This window comes from Faecalibacterium sp. 3 (assembly GCF_048323735.1).
Classification (GTDB): domain Bacteria; phylum Bacillota; class Clostridia; order Oscillospirales; family Ruminococcaceae; genus Faecalibacterium; species Faecalibacterium wellingii.
The window spans coordinates 36,405-53,317 of sequence record NZ_JBLWFN010000002.1; the positions used below are offsets into that span (position 1 = coordinate 36,405).

General features: G+C 47.3%; 16 protein-coding genes and 3 pseudogenes. 5 read left to right on the plus strand and 14 right to left on the minus strand.

Features of this window, described 5'->3' with window-relative positions; genetic code table 11:
• Window positions 1-137: 137 nt before the first annotated feature.
• From ACNSPV_RS13970 to ACNSPV_RS13980, 3 genes are all read right to left on the minus strand, one after another.
• Window positions 138-455: a DUF3847 domain-containing protein gene (locus tag ACNSPV_RS13970; protein ID WP_055185906.1), complete on the minus strand. Its 318-nt coding sequence runs from the start codon at window positions 453-455 to the stop codon at window positions 138-140.
• A 75-nt stretch (window positions 456-530) separates the two neighbouring features.
• Window positions 531-1,799, minus strand: coding sequence for a GHKL domain-containing protein (locus ACNSPV_RS13975; RefSeq protein ID WP_348585009.1), 1,269 nt, complete (start codon window positions 1,797-1,799; stop codon window positions 531-533).
• On the minus strand, window positions 1,796-2,494 hold the full coding sequence (locus ACNSPV_RS13980) for a LytTR family DNA-binding domain-containing protein (protein ID WP_348585008.1): 699 nt from the start codon (window positions 2,492-2,494) through the stop codon (window positions 1,796-1,798). Before ACNSPV_RS13980 ends, ACNSPV_RS13975 begins: the two co-directional genes overlap by 4 nt.
• Before the next feature lie 179 nt (window positions 2,495-2,673).
• Between ACNSPV_RS13980 and ACNSPV_RS13985 the strand changes: the two genes are divergently transcribed.
• The 5 genes from ACNSPV_RS13985 (at window position 2,674) to ACNSPV_RS14005 (ending at window position 5,599) form a co-directional block, all read left to right on the plus strand.
• The gene (locus ACNSPV_RS13985; protein ID WP_097783063.1) at window positions 2,674-3,252 is read left to right on the plus strand and encodes an accessory gene regulator B family protein; all 579 of its coding nucleotides are present in this window, start codon (window positions 2,674-2,676) and stop codon (window positions 3,250-3,252) included.
• A 68-nt stretch (window positions 3,253-3,320) separates the two neighbouring features.
• A complete protein-coding gene (locus ACNSPV_RS13990; RefSeq protein ID WP_165852945.1) occupies window positions 3,321-3,455 on the plus strand; it encodes a cyclic lactone autoinducer peptide in 135 nt (44 codons plus the stop codon).
• A gap of 265 nt (window positions 3,456-3,720) precedes the next feature.
• A complete protein-coding gene (locus ACNSPV_RS13995; protein ID WP_133300985.1) occupies window positions 3,721-4,467 on the plus strand; it encodes a hypothetical protein in 747 nt (248 codons plus the stop codon).
• 31 nt (window positions 4,468-4,498) lie between these two features.
• Window positions 4,499-4,888, plus strand: a complete 390-nt coding sequence (locus ACNSPV_RS14000; protein WP_055187026.1) for a hypothetical protein — start codon at window positions 4,499-4,501, stop codon at window positions 4,886-4,888.
• A gap of 195 nt (window positions 4,889-5,083) precedes the next feature.
• On the plus strand, window positions 5,084-5,599 hold the full coding sequence (locus tag ACNSPV_RS14005; protein ID WP_055187025.1) for a hypothetical protein: 516 nt from the start codon (window positions 5,084-5,086) through the stop codon (window positions 5,597-5,599).
• A gap of 190 nt (window positions 5,600-5,789) precedes the next feature.
• Here the strand turns inward: ACNSPV_RS14005 and ACNSPV_RS14010 are convergent, their stop codons facing one another.
• The 11 genes and pseudogenes from ACNSPV_RS14010 to ACNSPV_RS14060 form a co-directional block, all read right to left on the minus strand.
• Entirely contained in the window at window positions 5,790-6,146 is a 357-nt protein-coding gene (locus ACNSPV_RS14010; protein ID WP_055187024.1) for a hypothetical protein, read from the minus strand.
• Window positions 6,147-6,304: 158 nt separating this feature from the next.
• Window positions 6,305-6,565: a DUF6061 family protein gene (locus tag ACNSPV_RS14015; RefSeq protein ID WP_081028504.1), complete on the minus strand. Its 261-nt coding sequence runs from the start codon at window positions 6,563-6,565 to the stop codon at window positions 6,305-6,307.
• Window positions 6,566-6,653: 88 nt separating this feature from the next.
• Window positions 6,654-6,971, minus strand: a pseudogene (locus ACNSPV_RS14020) (toprim domain-containing protein); the annotation flags it as partial.
• Between the two features lie 60 nt (window positions 6,972-7,031).
• On the minus strand, window positions 7,032-7,766 hold the full coding sequence (locus ACNSPV_RS14025) for a DUF4366 domain-containing protein (RefSeq protein ID WP_348585080.1): 735 nt from the start codon (window positions 7,764-7,766) through the stop codon (window positions 7,032-7,034).
• Window positions 7,750-8,022: a DUF4315 family protein gene (locus ACNSPV_RS14030; protein ID WP_348585082.1), complete on the minus strand. Its 273-nt coding sequence runs from the start codon at window positions 8,020-8,022 to the stop codon at window positions 7,750-7,752. The genes ACNSPV_RS14025 and ACNSPV_RS14030 overlap by 17 nt, the downstream gene beginning before the upstream one ends.
• Window positions 8,023-8,034: 12 nt before the next feature.
• Window positions 8,035-8,145 (minus strand): annotated as a pseudogene (locus tag ACNSPV_RS14035) (peptidase P60); the annotation flags it as partial.
• 120 nt (window positions 8,146-8,265) lie between these two features.
• Complete coding sequence (locus tag ACNSPV_RS14040) at window positions 8,266-10,062, minus strand: reverse transcriptase domain-containing protein (protein WP_227613826.1); 1,797 nt, start codon at window positions 10,060-10,062, stop codon at window positions 8,266-8,268.
• Between the two features lie 594 nt (window positions 10,063-10,656).
• Complete coding sequence (locus ACNSPV_RS14045) at window positions 10,657-12,336, minus strand: CD1108 family mobile element protein (protein WP_348585083.1); 1,680 nt, start codon at window positions 12,334-12,336, stop codon at window positions 10,657-10,659.
• Window positions 12,329-13,336 (minus strand): VirB4-like conjugal transfer ATPase, CD1110 family, encoded by a 1,008-nt coding sequence (locus ACNSPV_RS14050; RefSeq protein WP_348585085.1) that lies wholly within the window; start codon window positions 13,334-13,336, stop codon window positions 12,329-12,331. The genes ACNSPV_RS14045 and ACNSPV_RS14050 overlap by 8 nt, the downstream gene beginning before the upstream one ends.
• 4 nt (window positions 13,337-13,340) lie before the next feature.
• Entirely contained in the window at window positions 13,341-15,023 is a 1,683-nt protein-coding gene (gene ltrA / locus ACNSPV_RS14055) for a group II intron reverse transcriptase/maturase (RefSeq protein ID WP_348583378.1), read from the minus strand.
• Window positions 15,024-15,570: 547 nt separating this feature from the next.
• Window positions 15,571-16,913: pseudogene (locus ACNSPV_RS14060) on the minus strand (VirB4-like conjugal transfer ATPase, CD1110 family); the annotation flags it as partial.

Consider the following 16,913-nt stretch of genomic DNA (forward strand, 5'->3'; position numbering starts at 1 on the left):
GGATAGCTGCAAAGCAGCGCAAGGAAAATGCAGTTTTCCTTGGGATGGAATCGGGCTGGCGCACAAACGCCAGCTTCGATTTCATCGAGCCGTCTGCAAGACCGCAATTTCACCGGAACGGTGTATAATTGCGCCCTTTATTCTAAAGGGTTTGAAACGCTGCGGCGTTCCTGCAAGTCGTGAATCATCTTTGCAAGTGCCAGCGCAACTTCTGGTTGACGGAACGCAATTTTCAGCAGCTCCATCACCTGATCGTTGGTGAGTTCTTCCGGCGCAATCAGAAAACTTTCCAGCATTCCGGCACGGGTACACAGACGATGCACACGGGCTTTGCGGGTCAGCTCCGGTATCTGATGTTCCAGAATTTTCTCACGGTGCTTGTAGTAGCGTAGCTGCTGCTCCGCTTTGGCTTTTTCGCTGCGGAGATAGGCAAGGTCGGATTTGGGCTGGGTCATAGCATCACGCTCCTTTACAAAATAAAGAGCCAAACAATCAGTATAAAGGCTGATCATTTGGCTGTGGAAACATATTTAATTTTCGCAGTTCAAGCGGACTTGGACGGTAAACACACCGTCTTTCTTTTTCGTATAGAAGTCACCATGGTTCTCCTGAACGATACGATTTATATTTTTTAGTCCGTAACCGTGATACTCTCCGATGCGGATTCCGCGAGAAGTATCACTGTATGGGTTTTCCAGCCGATAGAAGAGGCTTCGATACTGCTTGCGCAGCTGTAGATGAATGATTCTCTGTTCCGCTGGCAGGTCGCAACAGGCTTCGATGGCATTGTCAAATGTGTTTCCGATAATGATGCTCAAAGACAACGATGAGATCGTCAGGACTTCAGGAATCGTCACATCCAGTTTGACGTTGATGTTATTCCTTTCCGCAATTCGTAAGTAATAATTCAAAAGAGCATCAACAACAGGATTTCCGACCGCAGAAATATTTGTGGAACGCTCGAAAACATCCGTGGCAGCCTGCGCAATCTTGTGAAGTTCTTCGGTATCACCGTGTTCTGCAACTGCCTGCATCGCCAGGATGTATTTCTTCACATCATGCCGCAGAGAACGGACTTCTTCCTGGCGTTCTTTGAGCTGCTGGTAGTATTCCATTTGAAGATTGTACTGCTGTTCGTTGAACTTAACTTTGAATTTTTCCAGTTCATTTTCCCGGAGAGCTTCCACATAGAACACGATCAGGATGTTTATAAGGAGAAGCACCGCCATAAGACCGACCATATAATCCGGGAAATACTCATCCGCAGTATGATACTGTGCCACATAACAGACAGCAATACTTGCGATTTGAATCGCAATGATCGGCAGCAGCCATAGGATACGCAGAGCATTTCCTTTTCGGCTGAAAAAATGTGAGATCAGGACTACGAGTGGAATTTGAATCAGGTTTGAAAAAACAACATAGACCAACCGTGCTGCCCCAGCCTGCATTAGAATGTCGGTATCCGGGATACGCAGCCCAATCAGAAGCATTGCAAGCACTTCCACCAAAGCAATCAGTGTGAAGAAAGCTCCGCTTGCAAAAACCGCCTGCCACGGTCGAACCTCATAGAACAGCAATGCAAGGAAAAATCCGCCAACTAAAAGATAGATCGTGCGCTGCGTCACCCAATCCGGGAATAAACTCAAAGCACACTGCCCAGCAATCAAGAGTGCAACATAGGCATAGAACCACCTTGAGACGGGCTCCTTTTTGGGAAACAGCCGACCGATAAAAAGCAGCAACAGGGCAATGTTGGCAAAGCTCCCTGCAAACTCAACGAAATAATAAAGCATCATCTTCCCAAATAAGCGTTGAAGATCTGATTGAACTCCTGACGCTTCCTCCTGCTGATCGGCAGCTGATGTCCGCTGGAAAGAAAAACAGCGGTTCCCGTAGCGTAAACAATGTGTTCCATGTTGACGAGATAACTTTTGTGTGGTGACACAAAGCACCGTTTGGGAAGCTGCTCCAAGGCTTCAGGAATGCTCATTCGCAATGTAAGGTCTTGCTCCTTGCAGTGAATCAGAACTTTATGTTCGTGGCTTTCCAGAAAGTAAATGTCCGATGTTTCCAAGGACATGGTAACACCATCGTATTCGATCGTGAAATGTTTGGAGTTCAGTTCCTGAAGGACGGCATCCATTGCCGCAGCGAACAGCGTCTGATCCAAAGGTTTGACAAGGTAGCGGAATGCAATGCCATATCCCTGCACAGCGTACTCATGCCGCTTCGTGACAAATACCACCAAAGGATGCTTCTCCATCTGAATCAAAGACTGCGCCAGCTGAAAACCGTTGGATGGCATCTCGATATCGAGAAGAAGCAGATCAAAGGATTTCTTCTGCATTTGCAATTCGCTCAGAAGTTCGTTTCCATCCATGTAAGTTTCAATGTCAAAGCAGCCTTGCACATCGTACTGCTGGACGCTTTGAACAATGCCATCAAGGTCTGATTTCTCATCATCGCAGACTGCAACGTGGTACTTCAGCATTTCGACAACCTCCACAAAATAATGTCCTGCTACTATTATAGACTGTGCAAAGGCTCCTTACAAGTAGCCTGACCTACCACTTTTGTCACCAGAACGACCAGTTTTGCCAAACCTCTTGATTTTGCTGAAATTTATGATACAGTGAAGCAAAAATCAGAAGATAAGGTGGCGCAACTGCAATGTGGGAACGCACGCTGTCTCAGAAATTAGTCCGTCTTTTCTGCGAACAAAAAGTGGTAGACGAATCAAAAGCGGATGCGTATGTCTATGGGTACGAGTTGCTCATATCGTCTGTTGTAAGTGTTTTGCTTGTCATCCTCGTCTCTGCCGTGTGTGGTGATGTTCGATACTCACTTTCATTTTTGATTGGGTTTATCCCGCAGAGAATCTACATTGGTGGATATCATGCAACGTCGCACACCAGATGCTATCTGGCATTTACCGGACTGGCACTTATCTGCATTTTGCTGAGTAAAGTAATTGCAGCCAATCACCTTTTTCGTATCCTGACAACAGCAGCTCTTATGGGCATCGCTATCTTTTTCTCTCCGATAGAAGCAACGAATAAGCCTTTAGGCAAAAAGAAGCGGTTAAGCTATAAGATGGTCGCATCTGTTCTTTCGTCAATAGATTTCCTGTTTGCCATTTTCAATGTGCTTCCGGACACCCGCAGTATAACGGTATACTACATTTCAAAATGGGTTTTAGTGATTTTTGCAATCATTCCGTTTTTTCAGAAACAAGCGAAGATATCCTAAGGTACGAGGGCGTTCATGTGTTTTCAGAAGATGAATGCTCTAAAAAATATCAAACGGAGGTAACAGAAATGAAAAAGATTATGTTGCTCTTGAGCAAGGTCACTTGCATTATGGCAATGGCTCTCGCAGTCTTGAGCGTGAACAGCACCTGTGGCTTTACGGCATATCAGCCGGATGTCCCGGAATCGCTTGAGCATGACTGAAATTCATATGAAAGGTAAGATAGCGATACTCTTACGGGATATATTTCTTGATAATTTTCTAAAAGGAACTGTTCGATTATGTTGGAGCTGCTTTCATTCATTATGTTGATTGTTCGTCAGCTTTTCTATATTCTAGGCGTCCTTGCATTTGGAAAATATCTCTTGAAAAAGTGAGAGCATCGATAATCAATGTACTTCGGAGGTGTTTCCGATGCACAGATGAGAGTCCGTTGTTCTATAGGAATGCATGAAAGGAAAAAACAAAATGAAAACAAAAACATATTTGCGTTATATTTCCTGCGTGTTAGCGGTGCTGCTTTGTGTTGCTTCCATTATGCCCATTGCCTTTGCAGATTCAACAAATCATGGCAATAGCGAATCTCTTTTGACAGGATCAAATTATTCTGTTTCGTACTCGATGAATGGAAAAGATGTTGTTGAACAGCTTACAATTCGTGATGGAGGTATCACACGAATTACGCGTACGGTGCATCCTAATGATGTGATGGACATTGTTGTTGTAGGTGCATCTGGTGAATCAACAACATCAACTGCAAGAAGTGACTATAGCTTGTTCTATGAAATTTATCAAGATCAGCAAAATTACAAAAACGGACAGCTGGCACAAATTCCTGCACTCACTGGAAGCGAGGTGACAGGGTCGCAGTTCAAGCACCGCTATGTTGGCACAAGTGCAACCGATACGGTTTATGCTAGTGATTTGCGTAAATGCAAAAAAGCATCTGATGTAGCCAGTATTTTAGCAACTGCATGGGGAAGCACACCAGCAGCAGTTATTTCTTCTACAGCATCGTTTATTTTCGATCAGATGCTTCAGAGTATGTCCTCGGACTGCTATAAAGTGACAATATCTTCTATTACGTATGAAGTCCTATTTTCCTATGACAATAGCTACTATACACATTGCTATCATCAAACTGTCAAGGAATATAAGTCAAATGGCTCTTTGATTCGGTCTAAAACGGATTATTATCAGGCCATTGGTGGCTGATAGTGACTTCAAAGAACAGGGAGAACATGTAATGGGATTCTTTAAGCAAAAAGGGCCACTCCAAAGAGATTTCTGCGAAGTATTGCTATATGTTGTGGCTTTATGGGCATTGAAGCCAGCAAGCCTTCAGGATATCCTGACGGTGAATCAATGCGATGGAATGTGGTTCTTTTCCGCAGCATTTTTTGCCATTGTTTTTGTAGGAATCGTTTCAGATTATCTTCTGATTACAAATCATTTCGTTGCATGGAAAGCAATACACGGCAATGTCAATCAAACAACATTTCAGGAACTTCAGAAATTTGCGCTGTGCGAAAATCAAAAAGTTGCTATTGAGCCAAAGTTGGCAAGTTGTATTTTAGTGGTTTTGGCAGGTTGTTTAACAGCGGCATTCGTATGGTTCACATTTATTTGCCGATGAGCATACACCTGAGTTGAAAATTTGCGGCTTTATAGTGTGATGAGGTGGCTGTTAGTGATATTGCTTTTGATCACGATGATGCCAATATACTAAAATTTTGTAAGAGGTGATTCCAGTGCAGAATTAAGCGAAAAAGAATCCAAATTGTAGCTGGGTGACTTGTAACAGTCAATAAAATATAAGGAGCAAATCGACATGAAAAAGATGACCCGAAATGAATTCCTTAAAATGGCTGGAACGAGTGCTGCGTTGGTTGTTTTCAACACAGTTTTGATGCCTGCTGCTGTTGCAGTTGAACCAGGCGTTGTAGCACTTTCTTCCAAAAAATCTAGTATCGAAATTGATAAAGGAACAACTGTAAACTCTGCAACATTCAAACTTGTCCCAATTTCTCGCGAAACCTTCTGGGGCGATGCTGGTTCATGTACACTTGATTATCTGTCTGAAGGGTATATCCAATGGACGATTACCGTTCCGGGTGCAGTAATTGTTTCCTTTGAAGGTAACCTGCATTTCAATAAACTTGGTACACCCTTTGGAACCTTTGATCATGCCATTTCTGCATACGGCACAATCGGTACGGAAGATGTAAAATATGGACTCTCTAAAGGAAAATGGGAGGTTGAGTTTACTGGAATTGCTACTGCGGCTAACGGCGATATGTATAGTGTCGTTGATGGCGCAACATTAGCTTTCAGTGTCACCAAATGATTCTGCCATATAATCTACGTATTTGATTTTTACAAAATAGCTTATCACATAGAACAAGCCCCACCTGCAGTAGATTCTTCGATTTGGAATATCTATTGTAGGTGGGGCTTTTAGATAAATTTATTTATTCAAGTTTGCCTTTATGTCTTTAAGGAGTTTTTATAGAGAGATAGCTTAAAAAACGATGATATCACAATTGCTGGATTTCTTGTTCGGCCAACCAAGCGAGTTTATTCCAGTTGTTTACACGACACCGTTTGCCGATAAATTCCAATATTTTTTTGTGAGTTTCTTTTGGCAGAGTATCGCCATTATGACATGCAAGAAATGTAAAAGGTTTAGGGATGTCTTCTTTTTTATCGGCCAATAATAAAATATATCCGATATACTTTCCCTGTTCAGATATCACATAAAATTCAGGTAGACAGTTTTCTTTACTGCTCTGAACAATTTCTTTAAAAATGTCTAATGGTATTTTTTGGGGAACAGCAGAGGCATAGACGTATTGAATGGCATTATCTTCATTTTTCAACCATGTAATCTCCATACTTATCTTCTTTTCCTTTTTGCAAACACAGTTAAAGCATTAAATATATTGTTATTATACCACATTTGTTGTGTGTTGGACTATGATTTGAAATTATTTGGCATTTTAACCAGTTTATCAAATGACTTATTGTGCGAGTAAGAGAATTTTAATCATAATCATTCGCTTGACCAATTTGTAACACAAAATACGTTACAATGATTTTCGGCGGTAGCCATGAAAAAACGATGACACTCAATCCTCCGTGTCAACCCCACTGTAAAGTAGCGGGTTGAGGATGTTCTGAGGCAGTTGGGCATCCTGTTGGCGACGGCAGAGCCATCCGTGAACCGGGCTTCCACTCGGTTGGTGTCTATGTTGTAGCGGAAGGAAAGCAGTTTTTGAGAGTGATTATGGTCGAAATTCTGATTTCGTTTCATTTGAATAGCTCCTTTAATGATTTTGAAATTTGATTTTTGACGAGATGAGGTCTCTTTTTTCTTTCTCTTGAGTCACCTAACCGCACTACCCTGCATCCGTAGCACAGATCACGCTGTCCACATCCGGGCGGTGCATAAGTTTTTGCAGGATGTCAAACTGCTTTTTGGTGCTGGCAGACACCAGATACTGCCACCTTTCCGGCAGGATGGGCAAATCTGCGATGCTCCACTTGACGTACTTGGCATCGTAGACATTGGGTGGAGCCAGCTCTACCAAATGCCCAACACACCAGCTTACCAGATAGCCGTTGCCCTCAAGGTAGCCATCCTGACGGCTGGTTGCACCGAGGACTTTGGCATAGGACATGGCCACCGATGGTTTTTCCGCCACGACTAATTTTGCGATAGGAATCCCTCCAATCTGTTTTGGATTGCAATATGTAAGGCGGCAAACGCCGCCTTAAAATCAGATAGGTTCGGTATCTTCTTCGCCTGTCTCCTCCGGCTCATCCTCCACAGGGATCTCAAAATCGCCCTTGTCCTCGGTGTAGTTTGCATCGGGGTCAAGGGCTTCCTTTTCTGCCTGCTTTTTCTGCTTCTGCTTCATAAAGGTGTAAATGCCGCCGCCAGCAACCAAACCGACCAGCGCCAGCACGCCTAAGAATGTGGCAGCATACTTCGTGACTTTGTTGCCGCCAGTCTGTTCAGAACCGGATGCCGCCGCTTCTTTCGCTGCTTTCTTGGCATCCTCCTCAGCCTGCTTACGCTCCTGTTCAGCCTGTGCCGCCGCTTCCTTTTCGGCGGTATAGGCTTCGGCATCTTCATCTTCCATCAGGGAGAGCAGGTCGGCTTCATCCACAAGGTTCATAAAGTGGACGGTCTGCTGTCCCTTGGCATTGCGGTCGATGACCAGATAAAAGGTGGCTCCCGACTTCGACACCAGCGTAATGAACTGCTGTCCGCTGCCATCGGAGTAGTCAGTGTGGTAATCGTCCACCAGCGTCAGATTGCCCTCCGGGGTCAGAGCACCGTTTTCCTCATCGGTCACGGTGACAGCCTCTTCCTCTTCGGTGGCAGCAGTCAGGACAGGCTGTTCCACTTCCTCCACAGGCTCGCCGTCATAGGCAAAAGCAGGAGCTGCCATGCCAGCGCACAGTGCCACCGACAGCACCAGCGCACATACCTTATTCATCATCTTCATTATCGGGGCCCTCCTTATCAATGGTAGCACCGACTGCGGACAGCGCAGCCGGGTTCGGGGTGGAAGTTGCGGACTGCCGCAGCAGGGCGGCAAGCTGTTCCGGCGTGACCTTTGCCGTCCGAACCATCTCGTTCACTTCGGCGGCTTCCGCTTCCTGAATGCGCCGCTCAAGGCTTTCGATGCGGTTGTTGATCTTGATGCGCCGCTCCTTCTCTTTTTCCAGAGAAGCGCGCAGCTTATCGATTTTTTCGCTCATACTTTCCTCCAATCATTTTGAGAGCCGCCCAAAACCGGACAGGTATTTCTGCCAGTAGGACGAGTGAATATCAGCATACTTTATGGGGTCTCCGGCAGACACCATCTTGCCGTTTCCAAGGTAGTAGAGTAGGAAAGTGCCGCCTTATCGTATTTCTACGACAGGTTTGCACAGACCTCTCCCAGAACCGTGCTTGCGCCTCTCAACGCACACGGCTCCCCATTTTTTGCTCCATTTCAAAAGTTATTCCGTTTTAGTTCCATGATGAATTCTCATGTGGCATTTGTGGCACACAACGATTGTCTTGCGCCTCTTTGCCAGCATGACTTTTTCCCAATCAGCTTTACCTTTCAGGTTTTTGACCTTGTTTACATGGTGGATTTCATAGCTATCGCTGTCTGTACAGCCGCAGACTTCACAGACTTTGGCCTTCAGACGTTCCTCGAAGGAGGTTGTGTTGTGCGAATAGCGATACGCCAAATCGGGCACTTTTTCCGTCAAATCTTTGCCTTTGCAATCGCTGTACTTAGCGAACATCATACGGCGTTTTCCCTTTTTGGTTTCATACGGAACGCCCCATGCACCAGTCCCATCTCTGTATTCATAACGAACCTTAGCAATTCGGGAGCGATGCTTGTTTGCGAGTGTTTTCAGACAGCTGTATTCCATCAGATAACCAAAGTAAACGAGCTTGTTGAAGTTGCTTGCAATGGCATAATAGTTACAGAGTCCTCGGAGTTCCGCATTATAAATCATTACGATTTCCAAATCCGTGCGGTTCAGCAGAATTGGGCGATGAATAGGAATCAACCTCTTTCCATCCCTTTCAGCGATGCTATGGGACAGTAAATAGGTCTCCACCTTATCTTTCAGTGGAATATTGAGTTCCACTTTGTTGTTCATAGTACGCATTTTTCGTTTTCCAGAGCGTTTGACACTGGCATCCCTGCGCACCCGAACATCAAAACCAAGGAATCGGGCAGGAGTATTGCTGTGCGTAATAAGGGTCTTTTCTTGACTCAACTCCATTTTCAGAGTGTCCCGGACAAAATCCGTGAGTTTTGCCTTAATCGCTTCGCATTCCTCTCTTGTCCCATTGACTGCAATCAGAAAGTCATCTGCATAGCGAACATATTTCAATCGCTTATCGGTACACGCTTTTGCAGGTGTCCGAAACAACTGCTTTGTCAGTTGCTTGTGCTGAGCAATCAGCTGCTCCCGCATTGTTCCTTCAGCTTTCTTGATTTTCTCATGCAGTGCATCTCGTTTGTGTCTTATCGTGTTGTATTCTTCCGTAAAGTTTCTCGGATTGTATCCGTGGTCAAATTCCTTCTTCAGCTGCATAATATACCTGTCCAGTTCGTTCAGATAAATGTTTGCAAGAATCGGGGAGATGATTCCACCCTGCGGGCATCCGCTATAGGTTTCATGGAAGTTCCAATCTTCCATATAGCCGGCTTTCAGAAACATACGAATCAGGTTCAGAAAACGAGCGTCCTTGATTTTTCGGTTCAGCACATCAATCAGCGTGGAATGGTCGATATTATCAAAGCATCCCTTGATGTCACCCTCAATGAACCACTTTGCTCCGGTAAACTCATGCTTGATCATGGCAAGTGCCGTGTGGCAGCTTCTGCCCGGTCTAAAGCCGTGGGAATAGATAGAGAAAATTGGCTCGTAGATGGCTTCCAGAATCATACGGATAGCTTCTTGCACCAGCTTGTCAGCGAATACAGGAAGTCCCAACGGGCGCAGCTTACCGTTCTTCTTTTGAATATAGGTTCTGCGTACCGGCTTGGGTTCATATGACCCTGTTCTCAATGCTTCAATGATGGCTGTCACATACTGCTCGCTAAATCCATCAGCCGTATCATCATTCACACCCTTCGTTCCTGCACCCTTATTGGAGTAAAGATGCTGGTAGGCAATGAAGTAAATATCCGGCCTCAAAAGATAGCGGTACAGTCGTGTAAACACTTCATCTTGGTTCTTTTGGGAATTTTCTTGTAATTTTGTTAAAATCTCCATTGTTGATTTCATTGAGGCTTTCCTCTCTAATCAATTTCTGATTTTAATGCGCAAAAAACTGCTTCTCTTCGCCATGTGAGCGGCTTTCCCGCATCCGATTTTACGGCTTTTCCTGTCAATTCAGGATTCTCGGACTACTATAGAAGCTCCGTTGTCATGCCAGATTTTCAGTGTCATCTTTCTAGCATAGCTTTGAAATTTATCACATTACTGCATTACACATAGCTTTTTCAAGCGTTCTGGTTTAGACAATCTCCAGTTGACGATAGTAGTAGGTCAATGTGAATTATCGGATATGCTTTCGTTCCGTTACTATCGGTTCTCCGACGTGCCGTACAGGGGATTAGCAACCCATAGGAAGGACTCTATTTCCTATGGTCTCTGTACCAAAGGGTTCAGACAATTTTCCTTTGCCCACACGTAACGAGGGCTTGGAACTCACCTTAAACAATTCAGTTTTATCCTTATATTCACTTATCCTTGCGGTTCAGTCGTGCCCGATTGTCTTTAGGCAACTTACCGCTTTCCTGCCGTGCTCTTTTCCCGTACATCTTTCGACTTTCGGTAAAGCAGGTGGATTCCCGCGTTGCTTTGCGGGGTAGTACCTTAGCCACAGCCTCCTTTCTCTACTTCTACTATCGTCCTTACTGGACGCACGATGCCCACATGACTTTTCCCCGGCGTATCATACGTTCCTTCAAAGAAAACAAGGTCGCCGGGCTTTGCTTCGGCTTCGGAAATGTGCTGGCTCTTGTTCCACAGACCGTTGGCGGTGGTGCGCCCCACATTGTAGCCGTTCTGGTTGTAGACCCAGCAAACGTAGCCGGAGCAATCAAACCCGGTTTCCGGGGTAGAACCGCCCCAGACGTAGGGCGTGCCCACATACTTTTGCGCCTCCTTGTAGATAGCGGCAAACTCGCTGTCCGTCAGGGCTTCCGCAGGAACCTGATAGTCGATGCCGGGTGTGCCGGAGCCATCGGAGCCACCGGGCGGCAGACCGCCGTTGAACAGATAAGGCCGACCACCCAGCGTATCCTGAAAGATCTCATAGCGTTTCCACTGGTCGTTGTCCAGTTCCTCCCGGATAACCACTTCCAGCCCTTTATTCACCAATTTGGTGTGGAAGATGCGGTACTCATAAGGCACCTGTGTGGGAACTGGGATTCCTGCCGGACTGATGACCCAGACGGTCTTATACCGTATCTGCACCTCCACCCATGTGGTCAGCTTGTACTGCTTTTTGAAGGTCTCCTTCAACTTGCCCTGCACCTCTGACCGGGTGTAATCGTCATAGAGAGTCGTGAGAAAAGAGGTCAACTGCCATGGGTCATGCTCGATGGGGTCAAGGTGATACTGGTACTCGTTGTAGCCGGGATGGTCGGTGGGGGTACGCTTGATCTTTTTGTCCAGCTCCTTTTCCAGCTTCTTGTAGTCGGTTTCGGCTCCCCGGATGTCCCGGTCCTCTGCGGTGTAAATGGTCTGACCGGATACCTGCGTGGTGCCTGAAAACAGAATGGAACAGGACGAAAATGCCGACATGACCAGCAGCAAGAGCAAAAGAAAAACGCCCACGATCACCAGAACGTGTGCGTTGCCCTTGGCGGCATTCATCAGCCCTTTCACAGCGGTGCTGACGGCAGTTTTGCCCTTTTCTACCGCCTGTTCCATGCTGGACCGGGAGGCAGATGCACCGTTGGATGCCGCCTTGCCGCCTGCGGTCTGTGCCGCTGTACCCGAATGGGCGGTGGCATAGTGACTTTTACGGATTTCTTGCCGTTGTTTCCAGCGTGAAAGCCAGTTGGAACTGCCCTCGCCGATGCCGGATGCGCCTGCATCTTGTGCTGCAGGCGGCTTCTGCACGGAAGATTTTGCGGTTCGGGCCCTTTTCTTGCCCTGCATCTTGGCTTTCTTTTTCAGCTTTCTGGCGTAACGGCTCTTGGAAATATCGTGGGTAGTCTCGGCAGCTTTTTCGCCCTCGCTTAAAGCCTGCGTGCCCACATTGTCGTCCTCGTACTGATCAATCTCTCGATGTGCCGCAGACCGGGCGGCAGCAGCGGCATACATAGCACGTTTCTGCTGCTTTGTCATGCGGGATGCTTCATCCGGGGTTATCTCGGCTTTGCCAAAACGCAGATGCTGGGATTTCTCCGCAGCTTTGTCTGCATCCTGTTTCAGTTTCTGCTTTTTGGGCACCGACTGCTCCACTTTAGACTTTTTCGGAGGGGAGCGCGTAGCCGTGCGCTCCTTTTCCTCCTCGAATTTCAGCTTCGGCTGTTTCTCACTCATGCTTTTGCGCCTCCGCAACTTCGGAAAGGCGGGTCGTAAGGATGCGGTAGAGTTCAAGGTCTTTCGGGAAGTGGTCAACAAAGGGCAGGATCACGTTACCGAAAAACAGCAGCCCCTCACCTTCGCCGGAGTGGGTCACATAGGAAAGCTGATGGGGCGAGATGTTGAGCTGCTTTGCGAGAATCTGCCGGTCTCCGTTGGCCTGATTGAGCATATACACAAAGTCCGAATTCTCGAAAATATTCGATACTTCAGGACTTGCCAGCAGATCTTTGACGTTCTGCGTTAGGGCTGTCGGGATGCCACCCCACTTACGAAAACGCTTCCAAATTTCAACGCTGTATGCCGCAGTTTGCTCCTCTTTCAGCAAAAGGTGGAACTCGTCTGCATAGTACCGGGTGGATTTTCCGGCACTACGGTTGGCGGTGACACGCCCCCACACAGCATCCTGCACGATGAGCATACCGAGTTTTTTCAGCTGCTTGCCAAGCTGTTTGATGTCAAAACAGACGATGCGGTTATTGATATCCACGTTGGTGTGGTGGTTGAAAATGTTCAGACTGCCCTTGACGTAGATTTCCAGCGCAGCCGCCACATGGCGGGCTTCCGGTTCATCTTGCGTCAGCAGGGCGTTGTACAGATCTTCCAACAGCGGCATATTTTCCGGGGTGGGATTCTCGAAATACTTGCGATAGATCACATGGACGCAGCGGTCAATGACCGTCTTTTCCACCGGCTGCAAGCCTTCTTTGCCTCCCACCACCAGTTCGCACAGGGATAGCACAAAGTCGGCTTTCAAAGCCAGCGGGTTATCCTCTTCCGAATAGTTGCTGTTGATGTCCATCGGGTTGATATACTGGGTGCTGGCAGGGCTGATGTGGATGACCTGCCCATGCAGACGCTCCACCAGCGGAGCGTAATCGGCTGGGTCAGCGATGTTACCACCGCCTTCCCGCCTAAGAACCGTACGTGACAGTTTCCCGTCATACGGCTCAAGCATTTCATCACTTCTTCAAGCGGTTCTCAGCATAAATACGCTGACAGGTGCAATGAACGTAGCGCATATTGCGAACATCTTCCATGCCAGCCTTTGCCTTTGGTGCAAGGTAGAAGATTTCTCTTTCTTCCGTTACATCCATCGGCATTCCGCAGTGGTAGCACAGTCCGTTCTGTTTTTTCCAAATCATCTTGAATTTTCCAGTCAGCCGGTGCATTCCTTTATCGAATTTCCTTTTTTGGAAATACGCCTCATCGAGGAACGGATTTGCAGTAGCTTTTATCTTGGTATGTCGCACAATGACTGTGCTGTCCGCCCGTATCAGCTCCTTGTTTTCCGTAGAGAACACCCAGTTCCGATTACCGACACGATGCCAGTATCTCGTGGAAATCCACCACTTGTTCTTCTTTGGGTGCCGTCTTTTAGCCCATCGCCACAGCAGTTCGTACAGGACATAGTCCAGATGCGCGAACGCATCACTTGCGCATACGGACTGGTGGTAATTAGTCCAACCTCGAATTTGTTCATTCAACTTCATAATCAGAACATCTTGCTGCCACGCTTTTCCTCTGCGGAGAATCGTGTCAGAGATATTGGAAACGATAGCCTTAACCGCCTTTTGGGAAGGCTTGATAATCAGCTTTTCGTTATACTTTCTGAAGTTCCAGCCGAGGAAGTCGAAACCATCGTCAATGTTGGTGACAACGGTCTTTTCATCAGAAAGTTCCAATCCGCGTTCAGCGAGAAACTCTCGAATCAGCTCCTTTGCTTCAAGAGCCAGTTCAGGTGTTGCCGCTGTGACCACAAAATCGTCTGCATAGCGGACGAAGTTTACTTTGTGGGCATTCTTAAATCTTGAATCGACCTTACCGAGCGCGTTCGTGTGAAAGCGTTTGACCAGCTTCTTCTCGATACCATCCAGCGTCATGTTCGCCAGAATGGGGGAGATAATACCACCTTGCGGAGTTCCTTCCTCGGTAGGAAAGAGTTCGCGCTGATAGATAAATCCCGCCTTTAAGAACTGCTTCAAAATGTTCTTGTCCATGGGGATATTCGCCAGAAGCCAATCATGGCTGATATGGTCGAAGCAACCTTTGATGTCACCCTCCAAAACCCACTTCGGAGAAATGTGCTTGCGCGACAGTGCATTGAACAGATATTCGCAGGCATCCTGTGCGCATCTTCCTTTTCGGAAACCAAAGGATTTCCCATCTGCTGTTGTTTCCGCCACCGGCTCCAGTGCCAAAGCATAAAGAGCCTGCATTGCGCGGTCATACATCGTGGGAATCCCCAACGGACGTTTTTTCTTCTTGTCCTTCTTTTCGATATACACTCTACGGAGAGGACGTGCACGATACCTTTTATCTGTCAGCGATAGAGCCGCTGCCATTTTCTTCGCCGGAGTGTTCCAGAGAACACCATCTACACCGGGAGTTCTGCGCCCGTCGTTGGTTACGACACGCTTGACAGCCAGTGCTTTGGCGTAAAAGGAATGTGTCAGAAGATACTGAAGTCGTTTTACTGCGTTGTAGTCTTTTTGCTGAGTTGCCTTGACAATCCTGATTTGTAGCCTGTTGACTTCCCGCTCTGCCTTATGCCAATCAATGTTTTTCCATTGGGCACTCAACATAGCTTCGTCCGACAGCTTCTCAGAAGTTTTACCTTCCGTCGTTGAATACTTATCGTTCACAGGAATACCTCCAATCTTGCCATGAAATACCCGGAATAAGTCAGCACCCTTTCAGGTCAGGGCAAATTTTGAACCCCTATGCTCACCGTTACAGTGAACCTTTCGCTTTTTATTCCATCTCATACCCTCTGCGCCATTTCTTCCTCTTGCGAGGTCGATACCTTTGTTCAAGGAACGCATAGGGTTTTCCACGTTCCACGTAATGCATAATTCTCGAATGCCTTAGCCGCCATCTTTGAACCGGGAGGATTTGTGTCCATTTGCTTCGGGGTAGCGAAAGGCCCCTCGGCCACCTCCAACACCTTTTGGTGTAGGTGTATCAGCCTTATTTCACCTATTCCCTGTAACGATCCTTACGATGATTCACATTACGTTCGACATAGCATTCTTTACCCTAACAGTACATCCGCTTTAGGCTGGCAGATTTCCCATATTGTCCTGTGAGCTTCCCAACGCCGGCTTTTGACCAGTGCAGGTCACAGTAGGGTTACTCCAAATGGATAGAGCAGTGTTTATACACAATACATTACGCGACTTCGTGTCGCACCTCACATTCCGGGTCGCAGATGATAATATCATCGTCCGTCACGAGGAACGCATTGCAGATCTCACGCTTTGCGCTGAAAGACTTGCCGGAACCGGGAGTGCCGAGAATCAGACCGTTGGGGTTCTTTAGTTTCTTCCGGTCTACCATGATAAGATTGTTGGACAGAGCGTTCAAGCCATAATACAGGCTTTCCTTGCCGTTGTCGAACAACTCCTGCGTGGTAAACGGCACAAAAATTGCCGTGCTGCTGGTGGTCAGACCCCGCTGGATCTCGATCTGGCAGTCTGCCAGCGGCAGCGAGGACATAAGCCCCTGCTCCTGCTGAAAATCAAGGCGGCATAATTCGCAGTTATGCTTCTGGGCAATGCTGACTGCCTGAAACACGTTGGTTTCCAGTTCCTGCTCGGTCTTGCCGGTGTTCAGCACCAGAAAAGTGACAAGGAACATCCGCTCGTTCTGGCTCTGTAATTCCTTCAAAAGTGCCTTGGCATCTCTGCCGTAGGTTGCCAAATCAGACGGCAGCACGTCCATATCGTATCCTGCGCGGACGGCTTTTTTCTGCTCTTCGATTTTGCTGCGGTCCAGTTCCGTGATGGTGTGCTTGATGGTTTTGATGGCCTTGTTCTGGTCAACGGACTGGATGTGCATGGTAACGATCTGACTGGAATCCATATCAAGGAAATCCTTCAGCAACTGGTCGCTCAGGTCAGAAGCCGTGATATTCAGAAAGCTGACCGCTCCGAAGATGCCGCCCATCTGAAAGGTGCGGCTGTTCTTAAACGCCAGCGCAGTGGGGGCAATGGCATCCTTTACGGACAGACCACTGGGCACAAGGTCTTTCCAGTTGAAGTGGAACTTGTTGGCTCCATCCATGTTCAGCATCCCGTGCATCAGCCGCAGACGCTCCGTACCGTCCAACGGCTTTGCCAGAACGCCCAACCTGTGAAAGTTGTTCATCAGGTCGTTCTGGATGTGCTCCAACCGAGGTTTGACCTGCGCCATGCTGTCGCCCTCGATGCCGTAGGTCAGAAACTTTGTTTTCGTCAGGCCGTTGTTTCCCTTGGAAAGCTGCTGCCGCAACATCTGGCTGTACTCGGCTCGCACATCATCAAAGCCATCCTGCTGGTACGGGATGCGGATGGACTTCTCGAAGTCTGCCGAATCGGTGGCGGTATTCACGAAAGACAGTTCAAAGTGGATAGAGCTGTCGAAAAAGTTGAGAAAAGAGCACCATTCCTCAAAGATGGCGGTCTTGTCCTCCTGCTGCGCCAACTGATAGTTGATATCCTGATACTGGATGGTGCGGGTGTAGTAGCCGGGACGGACACGGCAGGTGCCGTCCT